The 11,554-nt window shown below is 65.0% G+C and carries 9 protein-coding genes and 1 pseudogene; all 10 read right to left on the bottom strand.

All coding sequences use genetic code 11. The features are described 5' to 3' along the window. Positions 1-169: pseudogene (locus M3461_05140) on the bottom strand (group II intron reverse transcriptase/maturase). A gap of 217 nt (positions 170-386) precedes the next feature. Then, the gene (locus tag M3461_05135; GenBank protein MDQ3773775.1) at positions 387-1,349 is read right to left on the bottom strand and encodes an alpha-E domain-containing protein; all 963 of its coding nucleotides are present in this window, start codon (positions 1,347-1,349) and stop codon (positions 387-389) included. Positions 1,350-1,351: 2 nt separating this feature from the next. After that, positions 1,352-2,806, bottom strand: coding sequence for a circularly permuted type 2 ATP-grasp protein (locus M3461_05130; GenBank protein ID MDQ3773774.1), 1,455 nt, complete (start codon positions 2,804-2,806; stop codon positions 1,352-1,354). Between the two features lie 312 nt (positions 2,807-3,118). Then, positions 3,119-3,418 carry a DUF1232 domain-containing protein gene (locus M3461_05125; protein MDQ3773773.1) on the bottom strand — a complete coding sequence of 100 codons (300 nt, stop codon included), beginning with the start codon at positions 3,416-3,418 and terminating at the stop codon, positions 3,119-3,121. Between the two features lie 9 nt (positions 3,419-3,427). Then, positions 3,428-4,177: a GDSL-type esterase/lipase family protein gene (locus M3461_05120; GenBank protein ID MDQ3773772.1), complete on the bottom strand. Its 750-nt coding sequence runs from the start codon at positions 4,175-4,177 to the stop codon at positions 3,428-3,430. Between the two features lie 47 nt (positions 4,178-4,224). Next, the gene (locus M3461_05115) at positions 4,225-4,389 is read right to left on the bottom strand and encodes an entericidin A/B family lipoprotein (protein MDQ3773771.1); all 165 of its coding nucleotides are present in this window, start codon (positions 4,387-4,389) and stop codon (positions 4,225-4,227) included. 48 nt (positions 4,390-4,437) lie between these two features. After that, positions 4,438-5,877 carry an amino acid permease gene (locus M3461_05110; protein MDQ3773770.1) on the bottom strand — a complete coding sequence of 480 codons (1,440 nt, stop codon included), beginning with the start codon at positions 5,875-5,877 and terminating at the stop codon, positions 4,438-4,440. 125 nt (positions 5,878-6,002) lie between these two features. After that, the gene (gene metH, locus M3461_05105; protein MDQ3773769.1) at positions 6,003-9,704 is read right to left on the bottom strand and encodes a methionine synthase; all 3,702 of its coding nucleotides are present in this window, start codon (positions 9,702-9,704) and stop codon (positions 6,003-6,005) included. A gap of 155 nt (positions 9,705-9,859) precedes the next feature. Continuing rightward, positions 9,860-10,243 carry a glycine zipper family protein gene (locus tag M3461_05100; GenBank protein MDQ3773768.1) on the bottom strand — a complete coding sequence of 128 codons (384 nt, stop codon included), beginning with the start codon at positions 10,241-10,243 and terminating at the stop codon, positions 9,860-9,862. Positions 10,244-10,373: 130 nt separating this feature from the next. Next, on the bottom strand, positions 10,374-11,426 hold the full coding sequence (locus M3461_05095; GenBank protein MDQ3773767.1) for a DUF2333 family protein: 1,053 nt from the start codon (positions 11,424-11,426) through the stop codon (positions 10,374-10,376). Positions 11,427-11,554 lie beyond the last annotated feature (128 nt).

The following is an 11,554-nucleotide window of genomic DNA, read 5'->3' as shown; positions in this document are numbered from 1 at the left end:
CAAGACGCTTACGCAGAACCTCCGAGACTCGTTCAGCATCCTCCCGGTACTGGAGGCACATCACAAAGTCATCCATATACCTGATGAGGTAGGCCTCACCGCGAAGCCGCGGCTTGACCACCCGCTCCAACCAGAGGTCAAGGACATGGTGTAGGTATAGATTACTGAGGCGTGTTAGGAGCGCGTCGGCACCCAGCAAGTACTTTGATTTCGGGGCTCAATACCCTGCCTGCCTGCCTGCACGTTCCCCTGTCAACGCTTCGCCGCAGCCGTCACCGACTACAACGCATGACTCGGGGCCAGTGTGGTTGGCTAAACCTTCACTGTCGGAGACTTTCACTCCTTCACACCTTGCCGGTTTCCCCGGCGCACCCCAACGACCCGAGTCAGGCCGCCATCGAGTCCGACCGTGCCACCGGGGCCTCGCCTAGGAAATACGTCGCGCGGATGCGATCGTGCAGCCGGCCGAGGGCGATCTGCAGCGCGTCTATCAGATCGTGCAGGCCCTCGCGCGACAGGCCCTCGACCCCGGCGTTGCCGATCTGCTGCTTGAGCCGGGCCACATGCCGGCGCGGGACCTCGTGGCGCGGCAGCTTTCCGAGGCTTACCTGCACCTCGTTCAGGCAATGATACACGGCGCGCGGGAAGCTGCGGTCCTGCAACAGGAACCACACCACGTCCTCCCCGTTGACGCGCACGTGCACATGACGACGGTACATCTGATGACCCGACAGCGACTTCAGGACGCTCACCCACTGGATGGTCTCGAAAGGGACGAGCTCGCCGCTCGCATGGGCGAGCAGGCTCGCGGAACGCACGTCGATGATGCGCGTGGTCATGTCCGCGCGCTCCAGGTTCCGGCCGATGCGCGCGAAGTCGTAACCCGGCCCCCGGCTCATGGTGCCGGCGAAGAGCCCGGTCAAGAGCTGGCAGCCGTCGATCACATGGGTTAAGAAGGTGAAGCGCGCGCGCCGGCCGATGCTTTTTTCGCCCTGCGACGCGGCGTACTGGTACAGGTCGTTGAGCTTCTCCCAGGCCTCGCGTGGCACGATGTCGCGCGTGGTGCGCAGGTTCTCCCGGGCCTGGTGCAGGGACGACAGAATCGAGCATGAGTTGTCCCGATCGCCCACCATGTATCGCACCACCTCCGTCTCCCCGGCGGCCGGGTAGCGCGCGAAGAATGGCCCTTCGGCGCTCATGATGAAGACCAGGGGCTCCCAGCCCAGGGTCGTGTCCTTGGGGAGGTCCAACACCAGATGGGTATTGACGTTGATGAGGCGCGCGGTGTCCTCGGCGCGCTCCAGATAACGCCCCATCCAATACAAACGTTCCGCCACCCGTGACAGCATGGCTAGTGCGCCCGGCAGTCCACCACCCAGGTATCCTTGCTACCGCCGCCCTGAGAGGAATTGACCACCAGAGAGCCGCGCCGGAGTGCGACCCGCGTCAGGCCGCCCATGGTCACATAACTGGCCGCGCCGGACAGGATGAAGGGCCTGAGATCCACATGCCGCCGTCCCAACCCTTCCTCGCAAAGCGTCGGCACGGTCGAGAGCGAGACCACGGGTTGGGCGATGTAATCGCGGGGATCGTGCTCGATGAGGCGCGTGAACTGGCTACGCTGGGTCGCCGTGGCGTGCGGCCCGACCAACATGCCGTAGCCGCCCGAGGCATTGGCGGGCTTGACCACGAGCTTGTCGAGATTGGCCAGGACGTATTCGCGGTCTCTGGGGTCCATGCACAGATAGGCCGGGACATTCGGCAGGATCGGTTCCTCGTCGAGATAATATTTGATGGCCTTGGGCACGAAGGCATAGACGACCTTGTCGTCCGCGACCCCGGCGCCGGGGGCGTTGGCGAGCCCGACCTTGCCCTTTTTCCACGCGCGCAGGAGCCCGGGCACCCCGATCACCGATTCCGTCCCGAAGGTCTCCGGGTCGAGGAAGAGATCATCGATGCGCCGGTAGATCACATCGACGCGCGCCGAACCTTCGATGGTGCGCATGTACACGCACTCGTCATCGCCGACGAACAGATCGCTGCCCTCGACCAATTCGGCGCCCATCTGCTGGGCCAGATAGGCGTGCTCGAAATAGGCGGAGTTGTAAATGCCCGGGGTGAGCACGACGATCTCGGGGGAGTCGCCGGGACGCGGTGACAGCGAGCACAGCATATCGAAGAGCTGCGCCGGGTAATCGTCGATCGGGCGGATGTTCACGTGCTCGAAGAGCTCGGGAAACACACGCTTGGTGACCAGTCGGTTTTCGAGCATATAGGACACCCCGGAGGGGATGCGCAGATTGTCCTCGAGCACGTATAGGGTCCCGTCCCGGTCGCGCACCAGATCGCTGCCGCAGACGTGGGCCCACACCCCGTGCGGCGGATCCACCCCCGTGCACTCCGGGCGGAAATTCACGGATTTTTCCAGGACCCACGCCGGCAGCACGCCGTCCTTGACGATGCGTTGATCATGGTAGAGGTCGTCGATGAAAAGATTGAGCGCGTGTACGCGCTGTTTGAGACCGGCCTCGGTGCGTTCCCATTCCTGGGCCGAGAGGATGCGCGGGATGATATCGAAGGGCCAGGCGCGATCGATGTTGCCGCCTTCTTCGGTGTAGACCGTGAAGGTGACCCCCATGGTCAGGATCGAGAGATCGGCGGCGCGCTTGCGCTCCTCGATCTCGCCGGTGCTGAGCGAGGCGAGATAACGGCACAGCGGCTCGGCGGCCTCTCGAGGCGCCCCCCCGGAGGCGATCAATTCGTCATAGCCATCGCCTCTGTCGTAACCCTGCCAGTCGATCGACATGTCTCCACCCGCCGGGGGTAGGATCTCGGGCGAAGTATACGGGGAATACATCGATCGCGGCACCGATTGCGATGCGGCGTTGTGGTCCATGCCGGCATTGAGCAAGCCATGTACCAAGGCGATCGAGCCAGCGTTTTTCGCGGTCGGCGAAGGGATCGAATATGAAGTTTATACGAAAAATATGAAGTTGATATGGAATAAAAGTTCGATCTCGATCACATCCTGTGGCCCGGGTCTCGGTTCGCCGTGCGTCCTTCGAGGGCATACGCGAGCGCGTGTGACCCAGTATGGGACAGGGGGCGCCCCGGTGCGCTAACCGGTCGGTTTCGGCAGGGCGATCCGCTTGCGCCGGCAATCGTCCAAGATGCCGCCGGGCAAGAGCCTCAGCGCGAGGATCACGAGCACCGGGACGATGATGAGGTCGTCGAGGTGGCCGATGACCGGGATGAAGTCCGGGATGAGATCGAAGGGTAGGAGGGCATAGCCGACGGCGAGGCCGAGCAGGAGCTTCGGCAACCACGGCGTGCGCGCGTCGCCGAGCACCCGGCGATAGACCTCCAACTCGCGCTTGAGGCCTTGGGCCTCCTCTGCGAGGCGTGCTCGGAGCGTCATCGATTCGGGCTAGTAGTGAGTCATGTTAGATCGAAGGGATTCGTCACCCCGGCAGGGATTGCCGGGCTCCAGGACGCAGGAAACAGCACCTACGTCCATGTACTCTGGATTCCGGCAATCCATGCCGGAATGACGTGCTTGACTGACTACTAGACGGCACCGGCGTCCTTCAACAACACGGCCAGGCGCTTGCCGATCCGGCGGTAAACCCGCGCTGTTCGCGTGGACGTGGTCCGATTTGAGCGCCCGGTCCCGGAGCACCTCGTTCATCACCTCGCCCTCGTAGGATAGATCGAGCGCGGTTGCGATGTCGGCGTAATAGTCCGGGACGCCGCCGAAGAGGTTGCGATCGGGGACCCCGATGAGCACCACCGCGGCCCCGCGCGCCTTGACCATGCGCGCCATGGCCTCGAGGTTGTCCGCCGTCTGTTTCGGGTCGAGGCGCTGTAAGGTGTCATTGCCGCCGAGGCACAGAAGCACCAGTCTGGGCTGGTGCTTGGCCAAAACCTCCGGCAGGCGCCGCAGGCCCTCGGCGCTCGTTTCCCCGGGGACCCCGCTATTGATCACCTCGCGCCCGATGAGGCGTCCGAGCACGGCGGGATAGGCGTCGCCGGGCGCATCGGCCCCGGTGCCCGCGGTCAGGCTGTCGCCGAAGGCGACGATGACGTCCGAAGGCGCGAGTTTCGGTAGTGGGAGTTCTCGACCACAGCCGAACAGGAGGGCCAAGAGGCTGAAGGTCCAGGCGAAGCAGCGAAACATGTTCTTCGGCCCGGCTACGCGCCATTCTCGCGGCCAAATGCCCTCAATCAATAACGCTTACTCTGTTCGGCCTTGCGCTCGATCTTGTCGCCGAGCTTTTCGACATCCCGGCCGAAACCGGCGACCGTGTTGCAGCCGGCCAGATGCAAGACCAGACCCGCGACCAGGCCCACGAGGGCGAGCGTGCGAGACTTGCTCAGAGTGCTGAACATCCGGTGTGCCTCACCGATCGGTCGAGGGATCCACGGACTACTCGCGTTTCACGCCCCGCCCGTGACGCTCTGTTCGGCAAGCCTGCTGTGGCGCATGGAATACCCGAAGTAGATACAGAGACCGGCGATGAGCCACACCCCGAACGCCTGCCAGGTCTCATGGCGCAGGCTCACCATGAGCCACAGACAAAAGCCGATGCCGAGCACCGGGATGACCGGCCCGAACGGCGTGCGGAAACCGCGCGGGAGGTGCGGGTGGGTGCGGCGCAGGGTCATGACGCCGGCACACACCACGACGAAGGCGCCGAGCGTCCCGATGTTGGTCAGCTCCGCGAGCCGGTCGAGCGGCAGGAAGCCGGCCAGCCCGCACATGAGCACCCCGATGAGCACGATGACCCTTACCGGGCTCTTGGTCGCCTCCGACACGTGCGAGAAGAACGGCGGCAGGAGCCCGTCGCGGGAGATCGCGAACAGGATCCGGGTGATGGCGAAATAGAGCACGAGCATCACCGTCGTGAGCCCGGCGATGGCGCCGATCGAGATGAGCCCCGCCGCCCACCCCTGGCCGATCTTGAGCAGCGCGCTCGCGACCGGCGAGGGGGTGTTCAGCTCGGTGTAGGGGACGATCCCGGTCAAGACCCCCGAAACCGCCATGTAGAACAGGGTGCAGATCGCGAGCGAGCCGATGATCCCGATGGGCAGGTCCCGTCCGGGGTTCTCGCATTCCTCCGCGGCAGTCGATACCGCGTCGAAGCCGATGTAGGCGAAGAAGATCGTGGCCGCGCCGGTCAAGACCCCCTGAAAACCGAAGTGGGTATTCCCGTTCGCGTCGGTGACCTCGGCGGGGATATAGGGGCTCCAGTTCGAGGGCTCCAGATGGCCGATGGCGACCGCGAGGAACAGGAGGATCGCCCCGACCTTAACCAGCACCATGACGGCATTGAACTGGGCGCTGATCTTGGCGCCCCGGGCGAGGAGCAGGCCGAGCGCGGCGACGATGACAAACGCCGGCAGGTTCACAATGCCCCCCGCCGCCTCCCAGGGCCCGTGCAGCAGAGACTCCGGCAGGCCGGCGCCCAATAGCGCCTGAAGGCCGTTGTTGAAGTAGCCCGACCAGCCGACCGCGACGGTCGAGATGGCGACCGTATATTCGAGGATCAGCATCCAGCCGATCACCCACGCCGGGAACTCGCCCAGGCCCGCATAGCCGTATGCGTACGCCGAGCCCGCGCCGCCGACGGTCGAGGCCAGCTCGGCGTAGGCCAGCGCCGCACAGGCGCAGGCGATGCCGGCGATGACGAAGGACAGCGTGATCGCCGGCCCGGCCTCGGTGGCCGCGGCGCGACCGGTCAGGACGAAGATCCCGGCGCCGATGATGGCGCCCACCCCGAGCAAGGTCAGGTCGAAGGCGGTGAGACAGCGTTTGAGGTCACCCCCCTTATTGATGTCCTCGGCCGTGACGTTCTTGGTTCGGAATAGCTGGTTCATCAAGGTTCCCCCGACTCATCCCCCGCCCTTCGGAAACAATAAAGACCAGGCCCCATCGTCCCCGCTTGCAAGCGCGGCGTGCGCCACTATACCAGCAGGGCTCGTGGCGGGACGACCCACCGGCCTCACTCCGTCTCGTAACCGAGATTGGGACCGAGCCAGCGCTCGATGGTCTTGACGTCCATACCCTTGCGGCGGGCGTAGCTGTGGACCTGGTCCTCGTTGATCTTCCCGACGCCGAAATAGCGGGACTTGGGATGCGAGAAATACCATCCGCTCACCGCCGCGGTCGGGAGCATGGCGAGGCTCTCGGTCAGCGTGATCCCGGCATTCTTCTCCACATCGAGCAGCCCCCATAACAACAGCTTCTCGGTGTGGTCCGGACAGGCCGGATAGCCTGGAGCCGGCCGGATCCCTTGATAGCGTTCCTCGATAAGCGCCTCGTGATCGAGGCGTTCCTCGCCCGCATAGCCCCACAGCTCGGTCCGCACCCGCTGATGCAGGCGCTCGGCCAGGGCCTCGGCGAGGCGGTCGGCCAGGGCCTTGACCAGGATGGCGTTGTAGTCGTCGTGCGCTGCTTCGAAGCGCGCCACGAGCGCATCGACCCCGAACCCCGCGGTCACGGCGAAGGCCCCGACATAGTCCGGTACACCGCTCTCCTTGGGTGCCACGAAGTCGGCGAGCGCGAGGTTCGGCTGTCCCGGCGGGCGCTTCTGTTGCTGCCGGAGCGTGTGGATCACGGTCAGCTCACCGGCACGAGTCTCGTCGGTGTAGACCTCGATGTCGTCCTCGCCGACCGTGTTCGCGGGAAAAAGGCCGATCACTCCCCGCGCCCGGAGCGTACGCTCGGCGACGATCCGATCGAGCATCTCTAACGCTTCTTCGTAGAGCTTGCGGGCGCTTTCGCCCACCACCGGATCGTCGAGGATGCGCGGAAAGCGCCCGGCCAGCTCCCAGGCGATGAAGAACGGCGTCCAGTCGATGCTATCCCGAAGCTCCGCGAGCGGATAGTCCTCGAAGGCCTGGATGCCGAGCCTGCGGGGCACGGGCGGACGGTACTCGCGCCAATCGACCGCGAGCTTGTTCGCGCGCGCCTCGGTCAGGCTCAGCCACTCGGTACGCGCCTGACGGCCCTTGTGGCGCTCGCGGACCTCGGCGTACTCGGCCCGCACTTGCTCGACGAAGGCGCCGCGCAGATCCGCACTCACGAGCCGACCCACCACGCCCACGGCGCGCGAGGCGTCCTTCACGTGTACGGTGGGATGTGGGTACTGGGGCGCGATCTTGACCGCGGTGTGGGTGCGCGAGGTCGTCGCCCCGCCGATCAGGAGCGGGAGGTTGTATCCCTGACGCTGCATCTCCTTGGCGACATCGACCATCTCGTCCAGCGACGGGGTGATGAGGCCCGAGAGCCCGATCATGTCCGCCTCCTCGCGGCGGGCGGTTTCAAGGATGGTCTCGCAAGGGACCATGACACCGAGATCGATCACCTCGAAGTTGTTGCACTGAAGCACGACGCCGACGATGTTCTTGCCGATGTCGTGCACGTCGCCCTTGACCGTGGCCATCACGATCTTGCCGTTCTTGCGCGCCGGGCCGCCACCCTCGCGCTGGGCCTCGATGAAGGGCACTAGATAGGCGACCGACTTCTTCATCACCCGCGCGCTCTTGACCACCTGCGGCAAAAACATCTTGCCCGACCCGAACAGATCGCCGACCACGTTCATGCCGGCCATGAGCGGGCCCTCGATGACCTCGATGGGCCTCGGGTACTTTTGGCGCGCCTCCTCGGTATCCGATTCGATGTGATCGGTGATGCCCTTGACGAGCGCGTGGATGAGACGCTGCTCGACGTCCTGGTGGCGCCAGTCGTCCATGGCCTTCTTTTCGCGGGTCTCGCCCTTGACGCTATCGGCGAACTCGACCAGGCGCTCGGTGGCGTCGGAGCGGCGGTTCAGCAGCACGTCCTCGACCCGTTCGAGCAGGTCCTTCTCGATCTCCTGGTAAATCCCGAGCTGCCCGGCATTCACGATCCCCATGTCCATGCCCGATTTGATGCCGTGGTAGAGAAACGCCGCGTGCATCGCCTCGCGCACCGGGTTGTTGCCGCGGAAGGAGAACGAGACGTTGCTGAGCCCGCCGCTCACAAGCGCATGGGGGAGGTGGTGCTTGATCTCGCGCGCCGCCTCGAAGTAGGCGAGCGCATAATCGTTGTGCTCCTCCATGCCCGTCGCGACCGTCAGGATGTTGGGGTCGAAGATGATGTCCTCGGGCGATAGGCCGACCTTGTTCGTGAGAATTTCATAGGAGCGCTTGCAGATCTCGAGCTTGCGCGCGGTGGTGTCTGCTTGTCCCTTCTCGTCGAAGGCCATGACCACGGCCGCAGCCCCGTAGCGGCGCACCAGCCGCGCGTGCTCGATGAACCTGGCCTCGCCCTCCTTGAGACTGATGGAATTGACGACGCCCTTGCCCTGGAGGCAGCGCAACCCCGCCTCGATGACGCTCCACTTGGAGGAATCGATCATGATGGGCACGCGGCTGATGTCGGGCTCGGAGGCGATGAGATTGACGAAGCGGGGCATCAGATCTTCGGCGTCCAGGAGCCCCTCGTCCATGCAGACGTCGATCATCTGGGCGCCGTTCTCGACCTGTTGTTTGGCGATCTCGAGCGCCGCCTCCAGGTCGCCGGCCCGTACCAGCGCCGCGAACTTCGGCGAGCCGGCGACGTTGGTGCGCTCACCGATGTTGACGAAGGTGGTGTCCGGGGTGATCGAGAGCGGCTCGAGACCACTCAAGCGGCAATAGCGGGGGAGATCGGGGATCGGCCGCGGCGGCAGGTCGCGCACGGCGTCGGCGATCGCCCGGATGTGCGCCGGGGTCGTGCCGCAGCATCCGCCCACGATGTTCAGGAAGCCGCTCTCGGCGAACTCGCGGATGAGCCCGGCCATGTACTCGGGCGTGTCGTCGTACTGGCCGAACTCGTTCGGGAGCCCCGCGTTCGGGTGGACGCTCACGAAGGCCGGGGCGCACGCGGAAAGGCCTTTCACGTAGGGCCGCAGTTCTTTTGCGCCGAGCGCGCAGTTGAGGCCGACGCTCACGGGACGGGCGTGCGCCACCGAGTTCCAGAAGGCCTCGGTGGTCTGACCGGTGAGCGTGCGCCCGCTTTGATCGGTGATGGTCCCCGAGATCATGATGGGCAGCCTCTGGCCCTGTTGCTCTAAGTACTTATCTATAGCGAAGAGCGCGGCCTTGGCGTTCAAGGTGTCGAAGATGGTCTCGACCAGGAGCAGGTCCGAGCCGCCGTCGATGAGCCCTCGCACCGCCAGCGTGTAGGCATCGACGAGCTCCGTGAAGGTGACGTTGCGGAACCCGGGGTTATTGACATCGGGGGAGATCGAGGCCGTCCGATTCGTGGGCCCGAGCACCCCGGCCACGAATCGTGGCCTCCGCGGGTCCTTGTCCTCGAACTCGTCGGCGACGGCGCGCGCGAGCCGGGCGCCTTCGAGGTTCAGATCATAGGCCAGGTCCTGCATCTCGTAGTCTGCCATGGCGATGGCGGTCGAGTTGAAGGTGTTGGTCTCCAGGATGTCGGCGCCGGCCGCGAGATAGGCGCGATGGATCTCGGTGATGATCTCGGGCTGGGAGAGGCACAGGAGGTCGTTGTTGCCCTTGAGCGGACGCGGGTGGTCTCTGAAACGCTCACCCCGGTAGTGGGATTCCGTGAGGCCATAGCACTGGATCATGGTCCCCATGGCCCCATCGAGGATCAGGATGCGCTTTTCGAGGAGCGGCGTGAGCCGGTCGGCTCGCGGAGTGGCTTCCGTCATCGCGGGGAGCAGATCAGGCCGCGGTGGGTCATGGCAAGGATTATTGGCAGTCGGTGCGTAAAAACAAGAGGGGCGATCGCTCGATCGCCCCTCTTAAGATCCGAGGCAGGCGTCCAGACCGTGCTGGTCCAGTAACCCGCTAGTTCGATACCCTGCTAGTTCAATACATTATGTCCCCGCCCGCGCATGCAGTTCCGGTACGCGGACTGAAAGTCCTGCTCCGAGCCCACCCCGCCGTGGGTGCCCCCACCGATCCCACCCGCGGCCCCGCCTATGGCGGCTCCGGTGCCCGGGTTCCCGGCCGCGGCGCCGATCGCGGCGCCTGCCGCAGCCCCGAGCAGGCCGCCCACCACGGTGCCGGTCACGGCGTTCTGCGCGGTGCCACCCGAGCCCTGAAGGGCGAGCTGCCGGCACTCGGCCTGATCCGCCGAAATGTATTGCGCCCGCGGGTCCCCATAGGTGTCCACCGTCGGGCTCCAGCCCGACTGCGAGGCGCATGCGCTCAACCACATCGAGGTGCCCAGGACCATCGATTTCATGATAGCCGTACCCTGATTCAGCATAGTGATAACCCCATATTGGAACGCCTCAGCGGGCGTTGTGTGCGTTAGAGCTTGGTTCAGGCGGGAGGTTTCATCCCGGCCCGTCCACACATCGGCGCGGAGGGGGCTAGCCTTGAACCAACAGCATCTGCAGGTCTATGAGTGCGGCATTGGCGCGCGAGATGTAGGAGGCCATCACCAGCGAGTGGTTGGCAAGAAGCCCGAAGCCGGTCCCGTTCAAGATCACAGGGCTCCAGACCGGTGTTTGGGTCTGTTCCAGCTCCCGAATGACCTGGCGCAGACTGACCTGCGCGTTCTTGTTCTTCAATACCTCTTCGAAATCGATCTGCGCCGCGCGCAGAAAATGCAATATGGCCCAGGCCGCGCCGCGAGCATCATAGAGGACGTCGTCGAGTTGTAGCCAAGGGGTCCTAATCGCCAATCGCTGGACCGCGTCCGTGTCTGGTCCTGGTGTTGCCGTGCCGGGTGTCGCCGTACCGCGGCCCGTGCTGGTGTCGGGGGCCACCTGGCCGACGCTCGCGCTGAGGCGCTGTGCAAGGTCTCCGAGGCGCGTTCCGATGAGCCGGAGCCATTCCCGAAGGTTATCCGCGCGGGCGTAGAAATCGGCGCCGCGTGCGGGGTCCTGGAGCCTCGTGAGGTAGCGCTTCAGGCGATCCAGGCCGACCCGATACTCGCCCTCGGCGGAGGGGATCTGCCAGGAATACGGGTCGAAGTGAAAGCGCGGATCGGCGACGGAGAGATCGGCGTCCTCCGACGATTGTGACTGGGAGCGGCTCAGGTCGTTGCGCAGCACCCGGGCCATGTCCCGGATCTGCTGCAAGACACCTTGCTCCCAGTTCGGGATATTGTCCATCAAGATCGAAGGCGGCATCATGTCATTGGACAGATAGCCACCCGGCTTGTCGAGCAAGACCGTGACGACATGGATGAGCGTCGCGGTCATCACCGTGCCGGGCACGAGCTTGGACGCGTCGCCGCCCGCCATCTCTGTAGCGACGGCCTTGACCTTAAAGAGGTCCGGCTCGGAATCCCAGTAAAACCCCAGGGCGGCGATGCCGACGATCGCGATGACGAAAGGGGATGGGAGGAGCAGGACCCAAAACCAGCTCCGGCCCTTCGCGGGGAGGTCGTAGGCAGTTCTGCTGAAGATTCGGGCCATGGGTCGAGTGGTGGAGGGATTTGAGCTTAGTGTACGGCATTCCCCTCCTGCGCGCACCCAGGGCGCGCGCCGTTGGCTGGCGCCCCGTACCTGACCCCGTCCGCCAAGAACCCGGCGCGGGTCGCGCC

The organism is Pseudomonadota bacterium (genome assembly GCA_030860485.1).
Classification (GTDB): domain Bacteria; phylum Pseudomonadota; class Gammaproteobacteria; order JACCXJ01; family JACCXJ01; genus JACCXJ01.
The sequence above is the reverse complement of the archived record's forward strand: the minus strand, read 5'-3'. Positions and strand labels throughout refer to the sequence as shown.